At 66.5% G+C, this 23959-nt stretch carries 22 protein-coding genes; 13 read left to right on the top strand and 9 right to left on the bottom strand.

Going from position 1 to position 23959, the window contains the following annotated elements:
- Positions 1 to 17: 17 nt before the first annotated feature.
- On the top strand, positions 18 to 854 hold the full coding sequence (locus tag G3N62_RS18940; RefSeq protein ID WP_034190044.1) for a spermidine synthase: 837 nt from the start codon (positions 18 to 20) through the stop codon (positions 852 to 854).
- A 44-nt stretch (positions 855 to 898) separates the two neighbouring features.
- Here G3N62_RS18940 and G3N62_RS18935 read toward each other — a convergent pair whose 3' ends face one another.
- Both G3N62_RS18935 and G3N62_RS18930 read right to left on the bottom strand, forming a co-directional pair.
- Entirely contained in the window at positions 899 to 1084 is a 186-nt protein-coding gene (locus G3N62_RS18935; protein ID WP_034190045.1) for a ribbon-helix-helix protein, CopG family, read from the bottom strand.
- A gap of 86 nt (positions 1085 to 1170) precedes the next feature.
- Positions 1171 to 1929 carry a YoaK family protein gene (locus tag G3N62_RS18930; protein ID WP_034190046.1) on the bottom strand — a complete coding sequence of 253 codons (759 nt, stop codon included), beginning with the start codon at positions 1927 to 1929 and terminating at the stop codon, positions 1171 to 1173.
- Between the two features lie 241 nt (positions 1930 to 2170).
- On the opposite strand from G3N62_RS18930, the gene G3N62_RS18925 reads away from it, so the two are divergent.
- Both G3N62_RS18925 and G3N62_RS18920 read left to right on the top strand, forming a co-directional pair.
- A complete protein-coding gene (locus G3N62_RS18925) occupies positions 2171 to 2521 on the top strand; it encodes a hypothetical protein (RefSeq protein WP_034190047.1) in 351 nt (116 codons plus the stop codon).
- Positions 2518 to 2730 carry a twin transmembrane helix small protein gene (locus G3N62_RS18920; RefSeq protein WP_006489184.1) on the top strand — a complete coding sequence of 71 codons (213 nt, stop codon included), beginning with the start codon at positions 2518 to 2520 and terminating at the stop codon, positions 2728 to 2730. The genes G3N62_RS18925 and G3N62_RS18920 overlap by 4 nt, the downstream gene beginning before the upstream one ends.
- A 185-nt stretch (positions 2731 to 2915) precedes the next feature.
- Here G3N62_RS18920 and G3N62_RS18915 read toward each other — a convergent pair whose 3' ends face one another.
- The gene (locus tag G3N62_RS18915) at positions 2916 to 3836 is read right to left on the bottom strand and encodes an AraC family transcriptional regulator (RefSeq protein ID WP_049028927.1); all 921 of its coding nucleotides are present in this window, start codon (positions 3834 to 3836) and stop codon (positions 2916 to 2918) included.
- 139 nt (positions 3837 to 3975) lie between these two features.
- On the opposite strand from G3N62_RS18915, the gene G3N62_RS18910 reads away from it, so the two are divergent.
- Both G3N62_RS18910 and G3N62_RS18905 read left to right on the top strand, forming a co-directional pair.
- Positions 3976 to 4941, top strand: a complete 966-nt coding sequence (locus G3N62_RS18910; protein ID WP_124669497.1) for an SDR family NAD(P)-dependent oxidoreductase — start codon at positions 3976 to 3978, stop codon at positions 4939 to 4941.
- Positions 4942 to 5262: 321 nt separating this feature from the next.
- Entirely contained in the window at positions 5263 to 6480 is a 1218-nt protein-coding gene (locus G3N62_RS18905; protein ID WP_124669496.1) for an acyl-CoA dehydrogenase family protein, read from the top strand.
- A gap of 30 nt (positions 6481 to 6510) precedes the next feature.
- Here the strand turns inward: G3N62_RS18905 and G3N62_RS18900 are convergent, their stop codons facing one another.
- Positions 6511 to 7698, bottom strand: coding sequence for an LLM class flavin-dependent oxidoreductase (locus G3N62_RS18900; protein ID WP_124608246.1), 1188 nt, complete (start codon positions 7696 to 7698; stop codon positions 6511 to 6513).
- A gap of 178 nt (positions 7699 to 7876) precedes the next feature.
- Positions 7877 to 9061, bottom strand: coding sequence for a porin (locus tag G3N62_RS18895; protein WP_034190051.1), 1185 nt, complete (start codon positions 9059 to 9061; stop codon positions 7877 to 7879).
- 490 nt (positions 9062 to 9551) lie between these two features.
- On the opposite strand from G3N62_RS18895, the gene G3N62_RS18890 reads away from it, so the two are divergent.
- Together G3N62_RS18890 and G3N62_RS18885 are read left to right on the top strand one after the other, a co-directional pair.
- On the top strand, positions 9552 to 9896 hold the full coding sequence (locus tag G3N62_RS18890) for a DUF3088 domain-containing protein (RefSeq protein ID WP_034190052.1): 345 nt from the start codon (positions 9552 to 9554) through the stop codon (positions 9894 to 9896).
- A gap of 42 nt (positions 9897 to 9938) precedes the next feature.
- Complete coding sequence (locus G3N62_RS18885; RefSeq protein ID WP_124669495.1) at positions 9939 to 10937, top strand: ABC transporter substrate-binding protein; 999 nt, start codon at positions 9939 to 9941, stop codon at positions 10935 to 10937.
- A 56-nt stretch (positions 10938 to 10993) separates the two neighbouring features.
- Here the strand turns inward: G3N62_RS18885 and G3N62_RS18880 are convergent, their stop codons facing one another.
- On the bottom strand, positions 10994 to 11314 hold the full coding sequence (locus G3N62_RS18880) for a hypothetical protein (RefSeq protein ID WP_034190054.1): 321 nt from the start codon (positions 11312 to 11314) through the stop codon (positions 10994 to 10996).
- Between the two features lie 465 nt (positions 11315 to 11779).
- Here G3N62_RS18880 and G3N62_RS18875 point away from each other — a divergent pair, with 465 nt between their 5' ends.
- Complete coding sequence (locus tag G3N62_RS18875) at positions 11780 to 13054, top strand: hypothetical protein (RefSeq protein WP_124669494.1); 1275 nt, start codon at positions 11780 to 11782, stop codon at positions 13052 to 13054.
- Positions 13055 to 13105: 51 nt separating this feature from the next.
- Here G3N62_RS18875 and G3N62_RS18870 read toward each other — a convergent pair whose 3' ends face one another.
- The 3 genes from G3N62_RS18870 to G3N62_RS18860 all read right to left on the bottom strand — a co-directional run bounded on the left by G3N62_RS18870 (position 13106) and on the right by G3N62_RS18860 (position 16943).
- A complete protein-coding gene (locus G3N62_RS18870) occupies positions 13106 to 13948 on the bottom strand; it encodes a hypothetical protein (protein ID WP_124669493.1) in 843 nt (280 codons plus the stop codon).
- Positions 13949 to 14359: 411 nt separating this feature from the next.
- Positions 14360 to 16057, bottom strand: coding sequence for a M4 family metallopeptidase (locus G3N62_RS18865; RefSeq protein WP_124669492.1), 1698 nt, complete (start codon positions 16055 to 16057; stop codon positions 14360 to 14362).
- Positions 16058 to 16475: 418 nt separating this feature from the next.
- A complete protein-coding gene (locus tag G3N62_RS18860; protein ID WP_206141280.1) occupies positions 16476 to 16943 on the bottom strand; it encodes a hypothetical protein in 468 nt (155 codons plus the stop codon).
- Between the two features lie 516 nt (positions 16944 to 17459).
- Here G3N62_RS18860 and G3N62_RS18855 point away from each other — a divergent pair.
- From G3N62_RS18855 to G3N62_RS18835, 5 genes are all read left to right on the top strand, one after another.
- The gene (locus G3N62_RS18855) at positions 17460 to 17702 is read left to right on the top strand and encodes a hypothetical protein (protein ID WP_034190058.1); all 243 of its coding nucleotides are present in this window, start codon (positions 17460 to 17462) and stop codon (positions 17700 to 17702) included.
- 164 nt (positions 17703 to 17866) lie between these two features.
- Complete coding sequence (locus G3N62_RS18850) at positions 17867 to 19138, top strand: HlyD family efflux transporter periplasmic adaptor subunit (protein ID WP_124669491.1); 1272 nt, start codon at positions 17867 to 17869, stop codon at positions 19136 to 19138.
- An 11-nt stretch (positions 19139 to 19149) separates the two neighbouring features.
- The gene (locus G3N62_RS18845) at positions 19150 to 21372 is read left to right on the top strand and encodes a peptidase domain-containing ABC transporter (RefSeq protein WP_124608251.1); all 2223 of its coding nucleotides are present in this window, start codon (positions 19150 to 19152) and stop codon (positions 21370 to 21372) included.
- Entirely contained in the window at positions 21373 to 22800 is a 1428-nt protein-coding gene (locus tag G3N62_RS18840) for a TolC family protein (RefSeq protein ID WP_059561069.1), read from the top strand.
- Positions 22797 to 23959 (top strand): acyltransferase domain-containing protein (locus tag G3N62_RS18835; RefSeq protein WP_241013144.1); only part of this gene is annotated, 1163 nt, incomplete at its 3' end. The genes G3N62_RS18840 and G3N62_RS18835, both read left to right, overlap by 4 nt.

The raw sequence follows: 23959 nt of genomic DNA, 5'->3' as shown, positions 1-23959 counted from the left end.
CGCCCGATTGCCCGCCCATGATCGACGATCCAGCTTCCTACGACGCGTTCGTCAAATTCCTGGCGACGCCGCTGAACGACGGCCGGCCGTTCGTGCTGGAGACACGGCATGCGCTGTCGCTGCACTTCGATCATTTCGCGACGCAGAGCTTCATGTCGCTGCGCGATCCTGTGCGGCTCGAGCTCGGTTATACGCGCGTGATGATGGGCTTTCTGCTGCTGCAGCCCGAGCCTGCGCACATCTGCATGCTCGGGCTCGGCGGCGGTTCGCTCGCGAAATATTGCTACCGGCACCTGCCCGGTACGGCGATCGACGCGGTCGAGATCAATCCGGACGTGATCGCGCTGCGCGACATATTCAGGATTCCCGCCGATGATGCACGGTTCTCGGTGATATGCGCCGACGGCGCGGATCATGTGAACCGGGCGGACGTCCGGACGGACGTGATCCTGCACGACGCGTTCGTCGCCGACGGCACGCCGGGCCGGTGTACCGGCCCGGCCTTCCTCGACGCGTGCCGCGCGCGCCTGGGCGACACCGGCGTGCTGGCGATCAACCTGATGGACGACGATCCGGCGCTGCCCCGGCATCTCGAGCACCTGCGAACGGTGTTCGGCGCGTCGTATACGCTGGTGCCGTGCGGCGACGACAACAACTTCGTCGCGTTCGCATGGAAGCACGACACCCGGCTGCCGTCGTTGCGGATCCTGCTCGAACGCGCGCTCGCGTGCGAGCAGGCCGGCACGCTGAAGCTGGCGGCCACGGCGAGGCGCATGAAGGCAGGGGAGAACGTCGATCCGCGGCGGCTGGCGCGGCGCGCGCAAGCGCGCGGGCGATGGGAAATCGGCGCATGACCGGCGTGTGACCGCCGTCGCGGGCGCGGCCGGTGTGGCCGCGCTTACTTCACGCGCTTGCCGAGCGCGCTCTTGGTCTTGTACGTGACGCCGTGCCGGTCGAGATAGTCGCGGATCAGTTGCCGCACGACTTGCGACGGCGTGAGATCCTGCTCCGCGCAGAGCATTTCGAAGGCTTCCTTCTTCGCGGGGTCGATCAGGACGGTCAGGCGGGCGGTTTTCGTTTCCATGACGGGTCGAGCGTGGTCGGTATGTTAATCAAATTATAATCGATCCGACTTCGGTGCCGCCGCCGGAACGAGGGCCTCGGGGCCGATCAGCGGCTGCCGCGGAGCAGCGCGAGCAGATCGTCGATCACGGGAACGATCGCGAGCATCACGAGCACCGCGGCGAGCGGCACCGTCGATACGTAGCCGACATGCTTGAAGCCGATCGCGCCGGCCAGCCCGCCGACGAAGAACGACGTGAGCATCATCGCGTGAATCCTCAGTTTCGAACGGTTGGCGATCACCGCATGCGCGTCGACGTCGATGGCCGACCGGTTCCAGTAGAACAGCTTCCCGAGCTCGATGCCGAGATCGGTCACGATGCCCGTCATGTGCGTCGTGCGGATCTCCGCGCCCGAGAGCTTCGTGATCGTCGCGTTCTGCAGCCCCATGATGAAGCACAGCAACGTCACGGTCACGGGCACGAAGAAGGTTTCCCACAGCGCGAGGTGGCTGCCGAGCAGCCCGAACAGGAGCAGCAACGCGGCCTCGACCAGCAGCGGCAGCACGAACTGGCTATGCAGCCCGCGGCGGCGCCCCCAGTTGACGAGGATCGCCGAGCAACTGGCGCCGAACAGGAACGACCCCAGCGAACTGATGCCGGCCAGGGCCAGCCGGACGTCGCCGAGCGCCGTCTGGTCGGCGATCGCGGACACGATGCCGCTCATGTGCGACGTGTACTGCTTGACCGCGAGAAAGCCGCCGGCATTGGCCGCGCCGGCGACGAAGGCCAGCGAAAACCCGAGCTGACGGTTCGCGGTCGCGCTGCGGTGTTTTCCGGTCAGGTTTCGAAAGTACTGCGCTGGCATAAGGGTTTCGCTCAATCGCCGCGGATCGCGGGCACGGACGGGAAAGCCGGCGCCGGGCGGCAGGGTGGGCACGCTGCCTGCGCCGGAGACCGGGTCTGTCGAATCATGTGATGAACATGATAATGTCATTATCATACTCTGTTAGCCGGATGGGGCTTTCAGTACAATATGCCCGGTACGACCGGCCTGTGGCTTCGCTGCCGCGCGGCCCGCGTTTGCGATTCCTTCGACCCACCGCTTCATGACCCCGATCAAGTTCATCCTTCGCTACACGGCGATCCCGTTCACGGCCATCGTGGCCGTGGTGCTCTGGACTGTCATACCATCGTCGAAAGAGATCGATGCGAGACAATATGCGGCGCTGTCGCGCGCCTACGCGAGTTTCCCGCTGCCGTTCCGGCGCGAGATCTCGGAAGCCATGGATCACGGCCGGCTCAACGACCGGCGCTACCAGGCGCTCGTGCGCGATTCGCTGGGCAACGGCGTCGCGCTGGACTGGCCCGCGTCAGGCGTCGGCGGCATCGCCGACGAACGGAATAAACTGGCCGAACTGATTCAGGCCGATTCGGATCTTCAAAGGCAACAGCAATGAAAACCCTGCTGGTTTCTGTGGCATTCGCGATGATCATCGCGAGCTTGATCTTCGCGCTGTATTTCATGAATCACGATCGCGGCAAATCCAAGCGGATGGCGTGGTCGCTCGCGGCCCGCGTCGGGCTGTCGGTCACGCTGTTTCTGTCGCTGCTGATCGCGTACAAGCTCGGCTGGATCGAGCCGACCGGATTGCCGATCGGACGTTGAGCGGGGCGCCTCGCGGCATGCGGGGCGTTCTCGTAAATGCGAGTTTGGTTATCTAATCGTGGTGTTGTGATAAGAAAACTTATCCTGACGTCGTTGATGTAAATGAATCCCGTTGGCGGAAGTGCCGCTTCGGCTGTGCCGCCGAGGCCATTCGCGGGCGCCAACAGACGCAGAGGCGACCGGCGCTAGCGGCCCGACCCGTCGGCCAGACCATGCCGATACGCGCGCGGCGAACAACCCACGATGCGCTTGAATGCGTGTCCGAACGCGCTGTCCGAGTCATAGCCGAGCCGCTGCGCGATCGCCGATATCGAGACGTTCGAACGTCGCAGCTCCCGCATCGCAAGTTGTATCCGCCAGCGCAGCACGTATTCGAGCGGCCCGAATCCCAGCCGTCGCTTGAAGTGCAGCGCGAACGTCGAGCGCGACACGTGGCAGCAGGCCGCGAGTGCGTCGACGCTCCAGCGTCGCGCCGGCTCTGCGTGAATGGCGGCCAGCGCCGCGCTCACCCGCGAATCCGCGAACCCCGCAAGCCACCCGACATCGCCGTTCGCACCGTCGTCCACATAGCGCCGCAGGATCTGCACCAGCATCATGTGTCCGAGATGCCGGACCATCAGCGACCCGCCTGGCGACGACGCACCGAATTCCTGCGCGAGTTGCTGCAGCGCCCAGCGCAGCACCGCCGCCTGTTCGGAGCCGCCGTTCACGACGACGACGGGCGGCAGGCTGCCGAGCAGCAGCGGCATGCCTTCTTCGTACACGAAGCGGCCACCGATCAGAAAGCAATCCGCCGGCTCGCCAAAGTGCGCGATACCGCGTTCGACATTCCGATAGACGTCGGCGGCCGGCACCGGGGCGAGCGCGGGATCGCTCGCCAGCGAAAACGCGCGCGGCGAAGCGAGCAGGAAACAGTCCCCCGGGCGTAGCCGGACAGGCGGCCCCGCTCCGTCGACGGTCAGCCAGCAGCTTCCTTCGACCACCGCGTTGAACTTGACCCCGTCGGGCGGCGGAATCGCGACTGCCCACGCACCGCCGGCGCGCAGGCCGGTGAAAAACGAATCGCGCGTTTCCAGCAGCGACAGCACTTCCGACAGCGGATCCATGCGCAACTCCCGGACGATCTCGACGAAAAAACGGATTCTATTGCATTCACAGTCCGGGTGCGTGCCCCGAGAATGGGCTCGTGCGGTGACGTGACCGGCGGGCGGCCGCGTGCCGTGCGTATCATTCCTGGAGCCTTCAATGACGAGCAGGCAACACCCCCTTCATTCCGGATTCGGCGCCGCGTCGACGGCGAGCGATGTATTGGCCGGTCTCGACCTTCGAGGCAAAACCGCCATCGTCACAGGCGGCCATTCGGGTCTCGGCCTCGAGACCACGCGCGCACTGGCGCAGGCCGGCGCGCGGGTCATCGTCGGCGCGCGGAGCGCCGATGCCGCGCGCGACGCGACGCGCGGGATGGCCGGCGTCGAGCGCGCGGCACTCGACCTCGCCGATCTCGCGAGCGTCGCCGCATTCGCCGCGCGGTTCGTCGACGCGCGGCGCGACGTGCATATCGTCATCAACAGCGCGGGCGTGATGGCGTGCCCCGAGACGCGCGTCGGCGACGCCTGGGAAGCGCAGATCGCCGTCAATCATCTCGGCCACTATGCGCTGGTCAACCGGCTGTGGCCTGCGCTCGCGCATGGGCACGGCGCCCGCGTGGTCGCGGTGTCGTCGCTCGGGCACCGGCTTTCGCCGATTCGCTGGGATGACGTTCAGTTTGCGCACGGCTACGACAAATGGCTCGCGTACGCACAGTCGAAGACCGCCAATGCGCTGTTCGCGGTGCAACTCGACGCGCTCGGCGCCCGGTTTGGCGTCCGCGCCTACTCGTTGCATCCGGGCAAGATCGCGACGCCGCTGCAACGTCATCTCACCCGCGAGGAGATGATGGCGCAGGGCTGGGTGGACGAGCACGGCGTGCCGATCGACCCGACTTTCAAAACGCCGGCGCAGGGCGCGGCGACGCAGGTGTGGGCCGCAACGTCGCCGCGCCTCGCCGAAATCGGCGGCGTTTACTGCGAGGATTGCGACATCGCGGTGGTGACGCGCGGCAACGAGGAGTCGGGCGTGCGACCGCACGCGATCGATCGGGAGGACGCTGAACGTCTGTGGGCTTGGTCCGCTGCGTTGACGGGGGTCGACGCCTTCGCGCCACGCCGCTGACGCCGGAGCGAGCGCCGGGAACCGCTCGGGCCCGGGCCGGGTTGGCGAGTCGGCGCACGGGTTCTGCCGGAACGGCGCGGCTGGCTGAGCGTTGTCTCTGCGCGCCGCGAGCGGATGGTTTCGTGCGCGGGCATCATCGTGACCGTGCGTCGCCGGCCCATCCGGCGCCGACACGGCAGCCATGCGCGACCATTCCCGGCGCACGCATAACAAAAGCTGAAATCGGCTTTTCACGTGCGCGGGACGCGTCCCTATACTTTGCGATGCCGCGATCGCACTTCGCCGCGACGCACCCGATCACCTCCCACAAGGATTTACCCGATGACTGCCCGTGATGCCGTCGATCCACGCGACGCGTTGCGCGACGCGCTCGCCACGCTGGCCGATCTCGCGAACGCGATCGGCGAGGATGCCGCGCAACGCGAGGCGCGCCGCGAACTGCCGTTCGAGGGCTTCGCGATCTTTCGGCGCTCGGCACTGGGCGCGCTGCGAATTCCGGTGGCGCGCGGCGGCCTCGGCGGCACGCTGGTCGATCTGTTCGATACGATCGCGACGCTGGCCGCCGCCGATTCGAATCTCGCGCACGCCTTGCGCATTCACTACGACCAGACCGAGACGCTGCGGCTGTCGCCGCGCACACCGTTCAACGACGTGCAGCTCGAACGGGTGCTGGCCGGCGCGATCTTCGGCGGCGCGTCGACCGAGCTCGGCACGTCGCGGCCGGGCGAAAACACGACCGTGTTGCGCCGGGACGGCGATCACCATCGGGTCACGGGTCGAAAATACTATTCGACGGGCACCGCGTTTGCCGATTTCGCGCGCATCAACGTGGAAAACGAGCAGGGCGACGCGCTGGCCGTGATCATTCCCGTCGCGCGCGACGGCGTGCAGGTGCTCGACGACTGGGACGGGATGGGGCAGCGCATGACGGCGAGCGGCAGCCTGCTGCTCGACAACGTGCAGGTGTTCGCGGACGAAGTGACCGCGCGCGACGGGTCGACGCTCGTCGGCCGCCATTGCGGCGCGCTGCGGCAGCTGCATCTCGTCGCGACGGCGGCGGGCATCGTGCGCAACGTGGTGGCCGATGCACGTCGCTACGTGCTCGCGCACGGACGCCCGGCGCTGCACAGCCCGGCGCCCACCGCGCACGACGACCATTTCGTCCAGCAGGTCGTCGGCGAGCTGTCCGCGCACAGCCACGCGATCGACGCGCTCGTGCGCGAAAACGCGCGGGCGCTCGATCGCTCCGCCGACGCGATCGAAGCGGGCGACGCCGACGCGCATGCGCACGTGCTCGACAGCGCGCTCGCGACCGCGCGCGCGCAGCTGATCGTCAGCAAGCTCGCGCTGCATGCGGCCGAGCGGCTGTTCGAAGTCGGTGGCGCGTCGGCGACGGCGCGCGCGCACAACTTCGACCGGCACTGGCGCAACCTGCGCACGATCTTCAGTCACAACCCGCTGCTGCACAAGGCGCGCGTGATCGGCGACTACGAACTGAACGGCGTGACGACGCACCTGACCGAAGGGCGCGTGTTCTGATCGCGCCAGGCCGGTTGCCGCGGCCGGACGTCAGCGCCGCAAGCCGGCTTCGCGCAGCAACGGCAGCACGCGTTCGCCGAAGAAGTCGAGGTCGGGCTTGAAGTCGTAGAAGCTCAGCTGGATACCGTCGATGCCGGCGCGGTGCAGCCGCACGATGGTGTCGGCGACTTCGTCGGGAGAGCCGGTGATCGAGATGTTGCCGCCGATCGCACGCGCGGCCGTCTGCGAACGCTGGTCGAAGCCGCCGCGCCACGCATGCGCGTCGCTGTCGAAACGGTGAAAGCTGCCTTCGTCCGCGTGCGCGACGATCGCGTCGCGGTACGCGCGCGCTTGCGCCGCCGTCTCGCGGCAGATCACGAGCGGATTGAGCAGCGTGCGGATCGTCCGGCCGCGTGCGGCAGCGGCCGCCTTCACGCGGGCAGTATGCGCGGGCAGCGCGTCGATCGCCCGTTCGGCGTCGGGGCCGGCCGGGCTCGTGACGAACACGATGTCCGAATAGCGCGCCGCGAATTCGATGCCGGCGTCGGAGCCCGTTGCGTTGATCAGCAACGGGCGGCCGTAACGCGGCTTCGGAGTCACGAATGCGCCGCCCAGGCGCCAGTTCGACAGTGCCGGCGTATAACTGAAGTTGTCCGGTTGCGCCCACAACTGCTGGACCGCATCGAGGAATTCCGCGGCCATCTCGTAGCGTCGGTCGTGCTCGATCCGGTTCCAGCCGAACATCTCGTGTTCGATCGCGCGATGACCCGTCACGACGTTGATGCCCCAGCGCCCGCGCGAGATGTGATCGAGCGTCGCGGTGAATTTCGCGAAATGCAGCGGATGCCACGGCCCGTAGAGCACGTGGCTCGTCGCGACGAGGATGATCCGCTCGGTGCGCGCGGTCAGCGCGGCCAGCGTCATGAACGAGTCGAGCGCCTGGCCGTCGAACACGCCGCCGTAGCCGCCTTTCGGCAGCCACTGCGACAGCGCGAACACCAGATCGAAGCCGAGTGCCTCGGCGCGCGCGACCAGATCGGCGTTGTAGTCGAAGGTCCAGTCGGTGGAGCGCGGCAAGGTCGACGCGCTCCATCCGCCGGCCTGGATCGGCAGGAACAGCCCGAGCATCAGCGGCTGCGCGAGCGCTCGCGACACGGGGCTGTCGGGGAAATCCGCCGGTGAACGGACGTCGACGAACGGCGACGGCGCGAGCGGGGCGGCAAGGGAGGTGTCGCTCATGGCTTGCTCCTGGCGAGGGTGGCGCGCGCCGGGCAACGGCGACGGGCGCGACGCCCGTCCGGTTCGGCGTTCACGCAGGCGGCCTCGCGCGGCGAAACGCACATTCTCGGCAACCGGGCACGGCGCGGCAAACAACGAATCCCGCTTTGCTTATCGCGCCGCCCCGATACGCGTGCCGTCAGAACTTCACGCGCAGCCCGCTGACGAACGCGAGCTGCCGGTTCGTCGACGACGCGCTGCCGATGTTCGAGATCGCGGCGATCTTGCGATAGCCGCCCGACGTGGCCGTGCTCGCATCGCCGGCCGCGAGCTGGTAGATGCCCGATACGTAGATGTCGGTGCGCTTCGACAGCGCATAGTCGAACCCGAGCGTGAACTGGTGCCAGCGGGGCTTCAGCGTCTGGCCGCCGGTGCCCGGCAGGCCGCTCGCGCGCCCGTCGGTGAACGTGTAGACGCCGATCAGCGTGGCGGCCGGCGTGATCTGGTAGCGCGCGTTCACGTCGTAGTTGTTGAACTTGCGCGACGAGCCGTCGACATAGTCGAGTTGCGTGTGGCTCCAGGCGAAGCCGACCGTCGCGCGGCCGAGCGCGTAGTTCGCGCCCAGCGCCCCGATCTGCTGCTTGAGCACACCGCCGTTCAGCCCGTAGAAGAATGCGCCGCTGTAGTCGTTGCCGGTGGTCGAGGTCGCGCCGCCCACCGCGCCGCTTGTGTTCGACGTCGCGTTCGGGTGATTGAACCGCACGTAGCCGCCGCCGACCGACAGCGGGCCGTTCACGTAGTTCGCCGATGCACCCCACGCGTTGTTGTTCGAGAAACCCGTGCCCGCTCCGCCGTTCGCCTGGTTGCTGAATGCATAGAGCAGGTCGGCCGTGAAGCCGGCGATCGTGTCGCTGCGGAACTTCACCGCGTTGTTCAGCCGGAAGCTCTGGTTCAGGTTGTCGTTGTCGCCCACGTGGGTGGCCGGCGACCAGAAGCCGGCGCCGGAGTACTGCGCGACGAGGTCGGTGATCGGCTCGTACTGGCGGCCGAACGTCAGCGTGCCGAGGCCCGACTTGGCGAGACCCACGTACGCGGAGCGGCCGAACAGTCGGCCGCCCTGGCCGAGGCCGCCGTCGCTCGGCCGGAACCCGCTTTCGAGCGTGAAGACCGCCTGCAGGCCGCCGCCAAGATCTTCCGCGCCTTTCAGGCCCCAGCGGCTGCCGCTCAGCTTGCCGCTCGTCTGCTGGATGTTGCTCGCGCCGCCCTGGTTGTTCGTATACGCGATGCCGGCGTCGACGACGCCGTACAACGTCACCGAGCTCTGCGCGTACGCACTGACCGAACCGATCGAAACCAAACCCAGTACTACCGATTTTTTGATCATCGCTATCCTCTGTTTTTTATGGGTACGTCCGTGAGGATCACGATGCTATTGACGACAGACGCGCCGATGAACGGTCGATCCGTGGTTTGTAAATCGTCGCGCGGTCGATTTGTAATGTGCAGGGTCGCCGGCCCGGCATGTCCGTCGTGATCGCGTCCGGCGTGCATGCTGCGGCGAACACATCGCCTGGACCGCATACGGCGGGCAGCGGTAACCCGTGCGTGATGTCATATCGATCGATGAAATCGTTCGATATCCGTAATATGTGCAGCCCCGACCGCGATGTTTTTATGCAACGCCCGCTAGGCGGCGTAGCACCGATGCGCTATGCGGTCCCGCATATCGATTCCGCAAAACGTTGGTAGGGCCGCACGACGCGTGACGGTAGAGTCGGGCATCCGGTCGCGGGCCGGCATGCGCCGGGAATCGACGCGCACACGGGTGCAAGCGTCCCGGCCGGGTGGATCAACGAACATGGGAGCCGATTGACATGAGTCGCGATGTACTGTTTCTGCTGGAACCGGGCTTTGCCGATCCGAAGCATCCGGGCCAACGCTTCGTCTGTCCGCATGGACTGTCGATCGAAGGACTGCTGGCGAGCGCGCCCGATCGTGCCGGCCGCCTCGACGTGAAACGCGTCGGGTTCGAGCGGCCGCGGGCCGCGGTGATCGACGCGCTCGACGATGCCCATCAGGGCCTGCCGGTCCTCGTGCTCGGCCGCGACCAGCCGGCGCCGGACGACGCGCAGACGCTCGGCGACGTGCGCTTCGTCACCGACGCGCGCCGCATTCTCGAGCTGCTGGCCGAGCGCCACGGATTTCCGGCGCTGCATTGACACGCCGGTTCCGGCAACCCAATCAATCGACAGGAGCACCCGATGTCGTCAATCTCGGCGTCACGCCGCCGCCTGCTGCTCGCCGGCGCCGCGGCCGTGGCGGCACCCCTGGCCGCGAGGTCCGTGTTCGCGGCGCCGGCCGTCAACACCGATCTCGCCGGCACGACGTTGCGCGTCGCGACCTACAAGGGCGGCTGGCGCGCACTGCTGCAGGCTGCCGGGCTCGGCGACACGCCGTACCGGATCGACTGGCGCGAGCTGAACAACGGCGTGCTGCATATCGAGGCGCTCAATGCCGATGCGCTCGATATCGGTTCGGGCAGCGAAATCCCCGCGGTGTTCGCCGCACGCCAGAAAGCCAATGTGCGGTTCATTTCGCGGGTGCGCGAAGACCTGAACAACCAGGTCACGCTCGCGCGCAAGGACACGCCGATCCGCAGCATCGCGGCGCTGAAGGGCAAGCGCGTCGGCTATGTGCGTGCGACGACGTCGCACTATTTCCTGTATCGCCAGCTGACGGAGGCCGGCCTCGGTTTCGACGACATCCAGCCGATCAACCTGTCGCCGACCGACGGGTTGTCGGCGTACGATCGCGGCGACATCGACGCGTGGGCGATCTACGGCTACAACGGCCAGCTCGCGCGCAATCGCTACGGCGCGCGCGTGCTGAAGACGGGGAAGGGCTATCTGTCGGGACATTTTCCGGTGTACGCGAATCCCCGGGTGCTCGACGATGCGCGCCGGCGCGCGGCCACCGCCGATCTGCTGCTGCGGTTCCGGCACGCGTATGCGTGGGCGAACGGGCGCTTCCGCGACTATGCGCTCGCGCAGAACCGCGAGACGCGCGTGCCGGTTGCCGATCTCGTCGCGATGTTCGACCAGCGCAGCGAAGACTTCGCGCTACTGCCGGTGACGCCCGACGTGGTCGCGCAGCATCAACAGGTCGCCGATGTGTTTACCCGGATCGGCGTACTCGACGGGCCGGCCAACGTCGCACCGTTGTGGGATACGTCGTTCAATTCGGTGGTTGCGGCGGGGTGACGCGCCGCCGCCGGGCGCTGCTCATGTGAACGGGCGATGCGACGGGCCCGGCGGAATCAGGAGAACGTCGTCGCGACCATGATGCCGAATACCAGCCCGATCGCGATCCCGCTGAGCCGGCCGTAAATCGACGCGCGAACATTGTCGTCGAGCACGAACGGCGAGCGCTTGTGCTTCCAGATCGTGCTCAGCGCCACCGGGCGGGTGAGCAGCGCGATGCATGCGATCAGCACGGGCGTGGCGATGAGCATCGCGATGCGCTGCCCGTTCCAGTCGACGCCGTGCATGGCGAGCGAAACCAGCGCGGCGAGCGGCACCTCGACGCACAGGCCGAGCAACGAGCCGCTGACGAATGAATCTCCCGGGGACTGGAACATGATCGGTCCTGGCGTTCGAATGAAATCGGCAACGCGGTCGAGCTGCCGAGGGAAAACTCCACGGCCGGCGCCCGCGGCCGGTCGACCGTGGGCGGCATCGGCGAGGATGACGGCCGGATGGTAAGGCAAATTGCCGGCCGGTTGTCGGTCATTCAAGCTATTTAACAAATGCCCGGCGCCGCGGCATTTTCATCCCGCATCGGGCGCCGGCGCGATCGTGATCGTCGGGCAATCGGGCCGGGTACGACGCACCGGCGTGCGTCTTCAGGAATCCGTCGTTCTTCATTACAATCGGACATCGCTTGTCGAGCGAACGGATGCGTCGATACGAAGCCGCTGAAATGGATTCGCCGCGATATCGTATGACGATAACGAATATTCGATTGCTGCCCGGCACCCGGTCTCGCGCGCAAGAACCTGCAGCCGGACTGACTCGATACGCGCCACCTTTTCGCCACCACACGCATGAACACGTCCGATAACAACGAGACCAGCCGCCGCCATCTCGTCGCCTTCGCGATCGACGACAACCGGCAAGCCTGGTACGAGATGGTCATTCCGTTCATCGTCTCGCTGCGCGCGACGGACTACCGCGGGCGCATCGGCGTCATCGGCTACGGCTTGTCCGCCGACAAGCAGCAGCGGCTGCGCGACAACGGTATCGAAGTCTATGCCGGGGCAGGCGTCGGCGACCTTTCGTGGGATCGCTACATCTCCGCGGCCGCAGTCTTCGACGCCGATCCCGAACTGCAGACGCTCGCGCTCTACGACGCCGATATCTGGTTCCCGGGGCCGCGATTCGATATCTTCGACGTCGCGACCGATCACGATCTGCTGCACGTCGCGCCCGACGCCCACTTCTGCGCGTTCGTGATGTCGCCGATCATCGGCGAGCGGCGGGACGCGCTGGTCCGTCAATGCGTCCAGGACGTACTCGATCGGGTCGGGCATCCGTTGCAGGCGGGGCTCGTCGTGGGCGGCCGAGCGCCGTGGGCGCGGTTTGCGCAGTATGTCCGCGAGCAGGCTGGACGCATCGGCCTGGACTTCGCCGGGATCCACGGGCTCGATACGACGTTCCTGCATCTGTGGGGCGGGCTGGGGCAGGTTCGCCTGGTCGGCTGCGAACAGAATTTCGTCACGAAATGGGGGCTTCACGAGCGGCACGATTTCGATGCCGTGCAAATCCTGCTCGAGCATCTGGGCAAGCCGATCCGCGGCCTGCACATGACGGGCGACGTGCGCTTCCTCAATCACTGGCGATATCTGTCTCGCGATGCCGAGCAGGCGATCGCGCTCGGCCAGGCGTTCGCGTTGCCGCCCGAACCCGGCATGCGGGAACAGCCGGCCGCCCTCGACGCGCTTCCGCTCGAACGCCTCGCCGCCAACGGGCTGGTGCTCGTGGCCGCGCACGAGGACGTGCTGCCGGATGTCCCGCGTCTCGCCGCGGGAGCGTCGTTCCGGCACCCGCAGGGCAGTGCGCTCAATGCATGGGCGTCGCACACGGTCGAATTCGAGGTGACGCGCGAACGGACGGTGCTGGACATCGGGCTGTCGCACCTGAGCGGCCAGCCGTCGGCGCCCCGGGCGCATGTGGCGCGCAACGGCGAAAGCGTCTCGCTGCAGGCGCCGTACAAGATCAGCGTCTCGACGCAACCGGGCGACCGCATCGTGTTGAGCGCGCTCACGTTGCCGGGGCAGGCATGCCATACCGCGTGGGATATCGTCGTGCGACACGCGTGATGCCGCGGCTGCCAGGCATGCAGTAGGCCGATACGTGCCGGCGCGGATGCGTCAGGCGGCGAAGATCCGGCGCTGGTAGTCGAGGATCAGGCGATCGATGTCCTGCGTGGCGCGCGGCGGCTGGCTTTTCGGTTCGAGCCAGAGCCATCGCATCATCCGGTAGCGCGCCTCGACGCACATCAGCCAGGCGTCCCAGTCCGACCAGTGGCGCAGCAGCGGGATATTGCGAATGTCCCGCAATCCGTCGCGGATCTCGTACACGTGGAAATGCTGGCTCGCGCGCTGGCTCAATTCGTCGAATGCGCGGGCGGCCTGCTCCGGGTCGGACAGCAGGAAATCGTGGATCTCGATGATCACGTGGCTGCCTGAGAGCTGTTCCAGCAGCGTGTCGTCGAACAGGTCGAATTCCGCGCCTTCGATATCGCACAGGATGACGCGCTCGGCCGGCGCGCCGCCGTGCTCCGACAGGATCGCCGGCAGGTCGCGATCGGCCTTGCCGTAGACCGCGACGCGATCCGCCAGCCCCATCTCCGCGGCGCGGTGCTGGATGGCCTGGCGGCGCTGCTCGTCCATCTCGAAGCACAGGCTGCGGGCAAAGACGTCGTTCCGGACCAGGCCGATGCCGAAGATCCCGTCGGCGGCCCCGAGATCGACCAGCACCTTGTCGGGTGACCCGAGCGCCTCGAGGATCGCGCAGACGGCAATTTCATAGGTGCCGAGCAGGTAGCCGCCGACCGCGACTTCCGCCCAGTGACTGAAGCCGATCGGAAACCCGCGAAGGATGCCGTACTGGACGATCGAGCCGGTCTGCTCGCGCAGCAACTGCGACAGATAGTGCAGGCGAAGATTCGCGGCCTGGATCGAGCTTTGGCTGAAGTACTGCGCGTGGTCCATTTTTTCGTTCTCGCTGGGTGAGGAAGCACGTCGGAGCATGCGGCGATGGCCGGACGGGCGTCTTCCGCGGAGGCGAGCGCGTCGTCCTGCTCGGACGAGAATATAGCGCGTTGCCGGCGTATCGCCAGCATGGCATGAACCCGGACGATGCCGGGCGGCGGGCCGGCGGGGCAGCGCAATGGGTTGAACGAACGTGTCGTCTGCTTGGGCGGATGCTTCGGTCACGGTGCCGCGTCGACGCCTCTGCAATGATCCGCCGGTCAACCGCCCGAGAATCGCAGGCGGTTGACCGGCAACGGTCCCCGTCGTTCGCGTGAACGTCGCGTGACCGCGTCCGGCCGGCCTTCGATGCGAAGGACCGAAGGACGGCTGTGCGATCGCCCGACGTTCGACGGGTTCACGCACGCACCGTCAATTCACCCCGACCGCGCTCCAGGCCCGCGCGACCGTTGCGCTTTCGGCCGAGTTCGCGCCATACAGGTCGTTCGCCGCCTGGATCGACGCCCGTCGCGCGTTCGGGTAGCTCGAGTTGGCGTTCAGGTACACGGTCAGCGTGCGGTACCAGATCTTGCCGGCCTTCTCGCGGCCGAGGCCGCTGAAGGTCGTGTCGCCGTTGCAGACCAGTTGCGCCTTCGACAGGCCGGTGTCGGTCGACGGCACCGACGGGCCTTCCGACAGCAGGTAGAAGAAGCGGTTGCCGACGCCCGACGTGAAATGCGGATCGTGGCGCGGATTCGACCACGAGAAGCCGCCGGACGGGTAACAGCTGAACGACCGGCCGTCGAGATCCTGCTTGTACATCTTGCGCAGGCCGCCGCTCACCACGCGCGCGCCGATCACGTAGTTGCCGGGATCGTTCGGGTTGTTCGCGTAGTACTTCACGAGCGTGCCGAAAATGTCGGACGTCGATTCGTTCAGGCCGCCCGCGTCACCCGAATAGTTCAGGTTGGCGGTGGCTTCGGTCACGCCGTGACTCATCTCGTGTCCGGCGACGTCGACTGAAACGACCGGTTTCGGCAGGCGAGTGCCCGGATCGCCGTCGCCATACACCATCACGTGCGACGACAGCCAGGCCGCGTTCGCGCCGGTCGTGCCGCTGCCGGTGTTGAAGACCACGTGAGCGTAGCTCTTCACGCCGCGGCCGTCGTTGAAGATGCCGTTGCGGTTGTGCGTGGTCTTGTAGTAGTCCCACGTCAACGCGAGCCCGTAGTCGATGTCCGCGGCGACCGTCTGCCGGTCGGTCGTCGTGTTGTTGCCCCACACGTTCGTGCTGCTCGTGAAGATCGGCAGGTCGGTCGCTTGCTCGACATCGTCCGAGCTCAGCCCGCGGCCATCGTAGACGGATCCGCTGCCGCGGCCCGGATCGAGCATCCGGTACGCGTTCGTGCCGGTCTGGTCCGTGGTGAGCGTCAGGTTGCCGTAGTACAGCGAGCGGCCGGTGCCGGTCGCGGCGGCGGTCTTGATCAGGTCTTGCGCGTCGAGCACGGTGCCGGTGCGTGCGTCGACGTAGTACAGCACCGCATCGCCGTGCGCTTCGCTGGCCTTGCCGTATACGCGCACCGCGTAGGCCAGAACCGGCGCGACGTCGCGCGCGAACACGACGAGTTCCGCGTCATCGACGCGGCGTACGTCCGAGTTGAAACGCGCGGCCGCGATGCGCGTGGCCCTGGACGCGCCAACATCGGGTGCGTTGCGTACCACCGCGCGGTTTCCGACCTTGCCGATCGTGGCGGCGAGATTGATCGGCGCGGGCTGGGTCAGGCTCGCTTGCTTCAACTGCCCGTTGCGCGAATGGACGACAACGTCGCCGCCTATCACGGGCAGGCCCGCGTGGAAGCGGTCGAAGCGCACGTGCTCGGTGCCGTCGGGATCGACGATCACGTCGCGTACCTGGAACTGATCGCCGTCCGCCGGCGCGTTCGCCTGCGGCCCCGCGAACTTCAACGTGCGTGCCGTGCCGCCGGTGGCGAGGCTGAAGGCGGACGGGTTCTGCTGGATCAGTTGCAGCGCTTTGTCGACCGCGGCCGACGGGTCGCCGGCCTGGGCAAAAACGCTGAGACTCGCGACGGTAATCGCGGTGACGGGCAGCAGTCGAGACAGTTTCTTCATGTAATTCCCCAGATTATGAATGGGTTTGTTCGAGGAATGAATCAAGTGAAGACTTCCATACAAGACATGTCGCGAACAGCAGAGGCATGCTAGAGGGTGGTTTTTATAATTACAAGATATTTCCGTTTGGATTAAATTTTCATATCGCTATCGTTAATCAAGTCATGATTTGGTGATGGATTTGAAATGATCTTGCCGGCTTCATCGGAGGCCTCGCCGGCATTGCATCGGCGGTGGATGACTGCGGGGCGTCTCGTGACGCTCAGCGCAGCGCGGGACGCGGCTCGACGTGGATCGAGAGGAATGAGCGAGGTGGAGCGGAGTGAAAGCAACCTCGGAAACCTGATTTATTAAACGTCGGTTTTTATTGTTGTCATTTGGTACTGAATTTGCGAGCGGGAATAATGATTGAGATATTTTAGTTTTTTGATGGCGATGCCTTCGAATTCGCATTGAGATTTTGGAAGACGCCCGCCGCGTAGCGAAATTTTGAACGTGATGCCGTCAGATATTGTGATGCGGTGTTGATCGTGACCCGATAGCGGGTAATCCTGGTCGTGCCAGCCGCTGCCGGACTGATCGTGTGACGGATATCGAGGCCGGCGACAGGCTTGCCGGGACCGGCCCAAACACAGCCGCTGCCGGTGGCTGCTTCGTCGAAGCGGGCGGCGCACCGCCGCGGGCGCGGGTGGCCGGGTTTATCCGGCCGACGGCTCGATGCTTGTAAGGGAGCGACGGATCGACCGTGGAGACACGAGCTTTCCAGAATCAACTGAGGGCATTCAATCGCAGCAGGCAAGCTCGGAATTATCAATAAAAAAGAGCAAATATCCGCAAAATATCGGGTTTGCCCGATGGTGCGGTATCGTACAAAGAGCGCCGGCAAAGTGACGGATCATTGGCCCGTCGGATTCAGTGCTGTAAAAAAACCTGCGGTGAAATCTGATGCCGACCCGCCATTCAATGACATTTCGTTGATTAGGTGAGCGGCATTTAGTGCGCGATTATTCTCGGTCGATCCTCGGTCGGGCAGTCGTTCTCGTTGAAATTTCGTACTCCATGACGTGCGGGTGCCGCGACATCCATGCACGGGGGCACCTGTACGTCCGTTACTCGACGTCTTTCAGACGGATGCCGGACGGGACGAGGAGTGCTCGTATAGCGCCGATGAATTACCGTCCGGTTGCCGATTACGGTGAAAGGTCGACCGATTGATCTCGGCCGCCGGGATTTTATGCGCCGTTTGAGCAGGATTGATGCAAGGGTTTAATTCGGATTGGTCGATATGTCGAGTCGTTCGAAAGTTTAAATCTATTTAACGTGTTGATCTGCGTCGCAATCGCGGCGTTGTTCGATGCCCCGCTAGATGGATTATCTAGCAATTTGAAACTGGAGAAATGCAATGCAAGAACTGAATCAACAGGAAATCGCACAAGTTTCCGGCGGCTACTACAGCGGCCCGGGCATCCCGTCGGCGTTGGGCAACATCATCGAATGGGGCGGCAGCACCGCGGAGAGCATCGGCAATGCGCTGACGTTCGGCATCTTCGCCGCACCGGTCAAGCAGGCATACAACATCGGCGAGACGATCACGACCGCCGCGGTGAACCTGCTGGATGGCCTGTTCGGCGGCCCGCAGTACTGAGTTGCCTGCATTGAGGCGACGCGGTAGCGGCCGCGTCTCCCGATGATGGAACTGACGATCCGGTATGCACGGGTCTTCCATGTATACCGGATCGCTTTTGCCTGTTCCGACGCGTGGAAGCGGAATGGACGCCGATACCGATATTGGGCGACACGTTGGTGAAAATGGAGTTCGGTCTTTTTCGTTCTGAAGCGGCACAGGCTCGGCGCATGCGGGTGCTGGGCGACATCGTGCTGGTGCGCCCTCTGTCCATGACGCTGCTGACGGTCGCCGCGATGGTCATGGCCACCTGCGTGGTGCTGTTCTTCACGTTCGGTACGTATACGCGGCGCACGACGGTCTCCGGTGTGGTGATGCCGGATGCGGGCCTGGTCAAGGTCTATGCATTGCAGCCGGGCATCGTCGTCGAGCGCGACGTGAAGGAAGGGCAGCGCGTGACGCGCGGGCAGACGCTCTACACGGTGTCGACCGACTTGCAAAGCGCGGCGCAAGGTGCGACGCAGGCCGCGTTGATCGCGCAGGCGCGGCAGCGCAAGGCATCCCTGCTCGCGGAAATGGACAAGACCCGCAGCCTGCAGCAGGACGAGCGCGACACGCTGCGCGCGAAGATCGCCAACCTGAAAGGCGCGCTCGCGCAAATCGACGACCAGCTCGCGGCCCAGCGGCTGCGCACGTCGATCGCGGCCGACGGCGCCACGCGCTATCGCCGCCTGCTCGCGCAGGATTACATCTCGAAGGACCAGGCGCAGCAGCGCGAGGCCGACCTGCTCGACCAGCAGTCGAAGCTGAACGGGTTGCTGCGCGACCGTGCATCGACGCTTCAGTCGCTCACCGAGGCGAGCAACGAACTGTCGGGGCTCGGCTTCAAGCAGCAGAACCAGCTCGCGCAGATCGACCGCAACGTGATCGACGTCGACCAGAACCTGATCGAAAGCGAGGCGAAGCGCCGGATCGTCGTCACCGCGCCGGAGGCGGGCATCGTCACGGCCGCGATCGCGGACGTCGGCCAGTCGGTCGATACGTCGCGGCCGCTCGCGAGTGTCGTGCCGGGCGGCGCGCGCTGGCAGGCGCACCTGTTCGTGCCGAGCACGGCGATCGGCTTCGTGCGGGCCGGCGAGCCGGTGCTGGTCCGCTATCAGGCATTCCCCTATCAGAAATTCGGCCAGTACGGGGCCACGGTCGTGTCGATCGCGCGCACGGCGCTGTCGGCGGCCGAACTCGCGAACGACGGCGGCCCGGCGGCGACCCCGGGCGAGGGGCGCGACGCGACGTTCTACCGTGTGATCGTCGCGCTCGACGCGCAGCACGTCACCGCATACGGCGCGCAGCAACCGCTGCAGGCCGGCATGACGTTGCAGGCGGACATCCTGCAGGAACGCCGGCGCCTGTACGAATGGGTGCTCGAGCCGCTTTACAGCCTGACCGGCAAACTCTGACGGGCGCACGCATGCGATTACTCGATCGACTCTCGTTCGGCCTCGGCCGCAAGCTGCCGATGGTCCTGCAGACCGAAGCGGCCGAATGCGGCATCGCATGTCTCGCGATGGTGGCCGGTTATCACGGCCATCACGTGGATCTCGCGACGCTGCGCGCGCAGTTCCCCGTTTCGCTGAAAGGCGCGGGCCTCGGGCGCGTGATCGAGATCGCGCAGCGCCTGTCGCTCGGCACGCGCGCGGTGAAGCTCGACCTGGCGCAGCTCGGCCAGTTGCGCCTGCCGTGCCTGCTGCACTGGAATTTCAACCACTTCGTCGTGCTGAAGGAAGTGAACGGCAAGACCGCGACGATCCACGATCCGTCGCACGGTATTCGCAAGGTATCGCTCGCCGATGTCTCGCGCGCGTTCACCGGCGTCGCGCTGGAGCTGTGGCCGAACGCCGGCTTCGCGCCGCGCGCGGCGCGGCCGGCGGTCAGGCTGCGCGAACTGCTGGGCCCGGTGTCGGGGTTGTCGCGCTCGCTCGCGCAGATCCTGGTGCTGGCGATCGCGCTCGAAGTCTTCATGCTCGTGCAGCCGTTCTTCCTGCAATGGGTGATCGACGAAGTGATCGTCAGCGCCGATCGAGACCTGCTGACGGTGCTCGCGCTCGGCTTCGGCCTGTTGCTGCTGATGCAGCAGGCGACCGGCGCGATTCGCGCGTGGGCGCTGATGTATGTCGGCGTGACGCTCAACATCCAGTGGCGCGCGAACGTGTTCACGCATCTGCTGAGCCTGCCGGTGCGCTATTACGAACGCCGCCATCTCGGCGACGTCGTGTCTCGCTTCGGCTCGATCGACACGATCCAGCAGACGCTGACCACGTCGTTTCTCGGCGCGGTGATCGACGGGCTGATGACGCTCGTCACGCTGGCGATGATGTTCGTCTACAGCCGCACGCTCGGCTTCGTCGCGCTGGCGACGATGGCGCTGTACGCGCTTGTCCGATGGATGTGGTACGGCCCGTTGCGGCGCGCGACGGAGGACCAGATCGTGCACGCGGCCAAGCAGCAGAGCCATTTCCTCGAGACGGTGCGCGGCGTGAAGACGATCAAGCTGTTCAACCGCCAGACGGAGCGGCGCGCGAGCTGGATCACGCTGCTGGTCGAGCAAGTGAACGCGAGCCTGCACGTGCAGAAGCTGCAGATCTTCTATCAGCAGCTCAACGGGCTGCTGTTCGGCATCGAGAACGTGCTGGTCATCTGGCTCGGCGCGCGGATGGTGATGGACGGCCAGTTCACGGTCGGCGTGCTGATGGCGTTCAACGCGTACAAGAGTCAGTTCGACAGCCGGGTCGGCAGCCTGATCGACAAGTATTTCGAGGTCAAGATGCTGCAGTTGCAGGGCGAGCGGCTGGCCGACATCGTGTTCGCGGAAGCGGAACCCGACGCGAGCCTGCGCAGCGTGCCGGGCGAGGCGGACACGCTCGACGCGAGCATCGAGATCGACGGGCTGTCGTTCCGCTATGCGGACGGCGAGCCGCTGGTGCTGGACGGCGTCAATGCGACGATCGCGGCCGGCGAATCGGTCGCGATCGTCGGGCAGTCCGGTTGCGGAAAGACGACGCTGATCAGCGTGCTGCTCGGGATTCACGAGCCGACGGGCGGCGCCGTGCGCATCGGCGGGCTCGACGTGGCCAGGCTCGGCATCGAGCGGCTGCGCGCGCTGGTCGGCACGGTGCTGCAGGACGACGTGCTGTTCGCGGGGTCGATCGCGGAGAACATCAGCTTCTTCGATCCGGAAGCGGACCCGGACTGGGTCGCCGAGTGCGCGCGCATCGCGGCCGTGCACGACGACATCGCGGCGATGCCGATGGGCTACAACACGCTCGTCGGCGACATGGGCACCGTGCTGTCCGGCGGCCAGAAGCAGCGCGTGCTGCTGGCGCGCGCGCTGTACAAGCGGCCGCGCATCCTGGTGCTCGACGAAGCGACGAGCCATCTCGACATTCAGCGCGAGATGCAGGTCAATGCGGCCGTCACGCAGCTCGCGATGACGCGGCTCATCGTCGCGCACCGGCCGGAGACGATCGCGTCCGCGCAGCGCGTCATCATGCTGCAAGGCGGGAAGGTCGTGCTCGATCAGTCGACCGCGGCGATGCGCGCGGCGGTCGCGGCGAAGTCGCATGCCGGCGTGCCGGCCGCGTCCCGGCCGGCACCGCACGATGCCGGGCCGGTAGAGCCGGTGGCGGGGCGCTAGATGATGAAGCGATCATTCGCCGTCGTGCTGACCGCCGTTGCGCTGGCCGCCGCGCTGCCCGCGAGCGCGCAGATGCTCGACGTCTATCGCACGCGCGACGACGTCGCGGCGACGCAGGCCGGGTCGATGGCATCGGCCACCGCGTGCGGCGCACGGCGCCTCGACGACCGGCCGCTCGCGCTGGAGGACGCGATCCTGCTCGCGATCTGCTCCCATCCGCAACTGAGCCGCACGTGGGCGGATGCACGCGCGGCGACGGCCGAGGTCGGCGTGTCGAAGGCCGCGTACCTGCCGACGCTGAACGCGACGGCCGGGATCCAGCGCGACAACGTGAACACGACCTATACGGGCGGATTCTCCGGCGATCAGCGCAGCACCAGCCGTTACGGCATGCTCAACCTGAGCTGGGTGCTGTTCGATTTCGGCAAGCGCGGCGCGAACCTCGACCGTGCGCGCGCGTTGCTGCGCGCGGCCAACGCGGCGCACGACGACGCGTTGCAGAGCGTCTTCTTCGACGCGGCGCAGGCGTTCTATGCGCTGCGCGATGCGCAGGCGGCGCTCGAGGCCGCCCAGGCGGTCGAACATGCGGCGCAGGAGAGCCTGGCCGAAGCAAGCGCGCGGCATGACGGCGGCGCCGGCACGCTCGGCGACGCGTTGCAGGCGCAGACGACCTATCGCAAGGCGCTGCTCGACCGCGTGAGCGCGGAGGGCGACCTGCAGAACGCGATCGGCACGCTCGCGACGACGCTCGGCGCGGACGCCGACACGCCGCTGCGGATCGCCGACGCGGAACCGTCGCCCGATCGCGACGATTTCACGCGCGGCGTCGCGAACCTGATCGCCGAAGCGAAGCGCGATCACCCGAAACTGATCGCCGCCCGCGAGCGGCTCGAAGCGGCGCGCGACCAGATCCGCGCGGTGCGCGCCCAGTCGCTGCCGACGATTTCGCTGATGGGCAGCCTCTCGCGCAACAACCCGTCGTACCAGCAGCAGCCGTCGCTGTTCCAGTTGCAGAGCAGTCACAGCAACTCGATCGGCATCCAGGTTTCGATTCCGCTGTTCGAGGGATTCGCATCCGGGTATCGCATCGCGCAGGCGAAGGCACAGGCCGATGCGCAGGAAGCCGATGTGCGCAGTACCGAACTCAAGGTGTCGCTCGACGTGTGGAAGAGCTACCAGAGCTTGCAAACCGACACGACGAACCTCGACAACTCGCAGCATCTGCTCGACACCGCGCTGCATTCGCTCGACATCGCCCGCGGCCGCTACAAGGCCGGGGTCGGCACGTTCACGGAACTGCTGAATGCGCAGTCGGCGCTCGCGGATGCGCGCCGGCAGCGCGTGCTCGCGGTGTCGAGGTGGCGGACCGCGAGACTGAAGCTGGCCGAGAGCCTTGGGAGGTTGGGATTATGGAACGACGCGAGTTGAACGGTACCGGGCCGAACGTGGGCGACGCGCAAGCGTGCGGCTGCGCGTTCCTGTTCCCGGGACAAGGGGCGTTCTATGCGGGCGCGTTGCGGCAACTCGGGCGAGAACACCGCGGCGTGCGGCAGACGCTCGACGCGATCGACGCGGTCGCGAGCGAGCGGCTCGGCCAGCCGCTGACCGGCGCGCTGTGGCGCGACGATGCGGGGCTCGATACGTGGCTGCGCGAGGCGCCCGACTTGTTGCAGCTCGGGATCTTCGGCGCATCGGTCGGGATGTTCGGCGTGCTGCGCGAACGCGGCGTCGTCCCCGACCTGCTGATCGGACACAGCTTCGGCGAAATCGCGGCGCTGGTGTGCGGCGGCGTCTATTCGATCGAGCAGGGCGCGCGCATCGTGTGCGACCGGATTGCGTCGTTGCAGGCCGCGGCGCCGGCCGACGGCATGATGGCCGCGATTTCGGCCGGCGCCGACGCGACACTCGCGCTGATCGACGCGAGCGCGATCACGTACGGGGTGCGCAACGTCTGCATCGCGGTCGAGAACCACGCGTCGCAGACCGTCGTGTCTGGCCCGCGCGACGCGCTGGAAGGTTTCGTCGCGGCCTGCGCGGCGCGCGGCGTGACCGCACAGACGCTCCGGTCTCCGTATGGCTTTCATCACCCCGACCTGGCCGGCGCGCGCGCGCAGTTCGCCGCGCGGCTTGCCGCCTATCGACCCGGCGCACTCGCGATTCCGGTGTATTCGCCGATCCTCGGCCGCCGCTATAGCGGCGCCGACGATCCCGGCATGCGGCTCGCGTCGCATTTCGTGATGCCGGTGCGCTTCGCGGACGCGATTCGCGCCGCGCGCGCGGACGGCATCGCCCGCTACGTCGAGTGCGGCGCGCTCAATGCGCTGGCGCGCATCGTCGTGCGCATCGCCGGGCCGGGCGCGGTCAGGACGTTCGGCGGCCCGACGAGCGTGGCAGAGGAATCGAGCGTCGTCACGACGATCACCCGTTATTTCCAGGAGGACAGCATCATGAAGGACGATATTCGCATCGGCAACGCCGGCTCCGGCTTCGACGCGTTCTGGCAAGCGCGCGGACCGCACATCGTCGACTGGCTCAAGGGCGAACTGCGTCACGCGTTCGACGCGGCGGGCACGGTGCCGGCAGGCAA

The sequence above is a fragment of the Burkholderia sp. Tr-20355 genome (assembly GCF_017104685.1).
Lineage (GTDB): Bacteria > Pseudomonadota > Gammaproteobacteria > Burkholderiales > Burkholderiaceae > Burkholderia > Burkholderia seminalis.
This window is presented reverse-complemented; position numbering and strand designations above follow the sequence as displayed.

Bases quoted from the DNA above. Each gene is read 5' to 3' on its own strand.
- G3N62_RS18840 (WP_059561069.1), top strand. From the start codon at position 21,373: ATGATGAAGCGATCATTCGCCGTCGTGCTGACCGCCGTTGCGCTGGCC.
- G3N62_RS18910 (WP_124669497.1), top strand. From the start codon at position 3,976: ATGACGAGCAGGCAACACCCCCTTCATTCCGGATTCGGCGCCGCGTCG.
- G3N62_RS18925 (WP_034190047.1), top strand. From the start codon at position 2,171: ATGACCCCGATCAAGTTCATCCTTCGCTACACGGCGATCCCGTTCACG.
- G3N62_RS18855 (WP_034190058.1), top strand. From the start codon at position 17,460: ATGCAAGAACTGAATCAACAGGAAATCGCACAAGTTTCCGGCGGCTAC.
- G3N62_RS18915 (WP_049028927.1), bottom strand. From the start codon at position 3,836: ATGGATCCGCTGTCGGAAGTGCTGTCGCTGCTGGAAACGCGCGATTCG.
- G3N62_RS18845 (WP_124608251.1), top strand. From the start codon at position 19,150: ATGCGATTACTCGATCGACTCTCGTTCGGCCTCGGCCGCAAGCTGCCG.
- G3N62_RS18890 (WP_034190052.1), top strand. From the start codon at position 9,552: ATGAGTCGCGATGTACTGTTTCTGCTGGAACCGGGCTTTGCCGATCCG.
- G3N62_RS18870 (WP_124669493.1), bottom strand. From the start codon at position 13,948: ATGGACCACGCGCAGTACTTCAGCCAAAGCTCGATCCAGGCCGCGAAT.
- G3N62_RS18930 (WP_034190046.1), bottom strand. From the start codon at position 1,929: ATGCCAGCGCAGTACTTTCGAAACCTGACCGGAAAACACCGCAGCGCG.
- G3N62_RS18865 (WP_124669492.1), bottom strand. From the start codon at position 16,057: ATGAAGAAACTGTCTCGACTGCTGCCCGTCACCGCGATTACCGTCGCG.
- G3N62_RS18880 (WP_034190054.1), bottom strand. From the start codon at position 11,314: ATGTTCCAGTCCCCGGGAGATTCATTCGTCAGCGGCTCGTTGCTCGGC.
- G3N62_RS18905 (WP_124669496.1), top strand. From the start codon at position 5,263: ATGACTGCCCGTGATGCCGTCGATCCACGCGACGCGTTGCGCGACGCG.
- G3N62_RS18920 (WP_006489184.1), top strand. From the start codon at position 2,518: ATGAAAACCCTGCTGGTTTCTGTGGCATTCGCGATGATCATCGCGAGC.
- G3N62_RS18895 (WP_034190051.1), bottom strand. From the start codon at position 9,061: ATGATCAAAAAATCGGTAGTACTGGGTTTGGTTTCGATCGGTTCGGTC.
- G3N62_RS18850 (WP_124669491.1), top strand. From the start codon at position 17,867: ATGGAGTTCGGTCTTTTTCGTTCTGAAGCGGCACAGGCTCGGCGCATG.
- G3N62_RS18875 (WP_124669494.1), top strand. From the start codon at position 11,780: ATGAACACGTCCGATAACAACGAGACCAGCCGCCGCCATCTCGTCGCC.
- G3N62_RS18940 (WP_034190044.1), top strand. From the start codon at position 18: ATGATCGACGATCCAGCTTCCTACGACGCGTTCGTCAAATTCCTGGCG.
- G3N62_RS18900 (WP_124608246.1), bottom strand. From the start codon at position 7,698: ATGAGCGACACCTCCCTTGCCGCCCCGCTCGCGCCGTCGCCGTTCGTC.
- G3N62_RS18885 (WP_124669495.1), top strand. From the start codon at position 9,939: ATGTCGTCAATCTCGGCGTCACGCCGCCGCCTGCTGCTCGCCGGCGCC.
- G3N62_RS18935 (WP_034190045.1), bottom strand. From the start codon at position 1,084: ATGGAAACGAAAACCGCCCGCCTGACCGTCCTGATCGACCCCGCGAAG.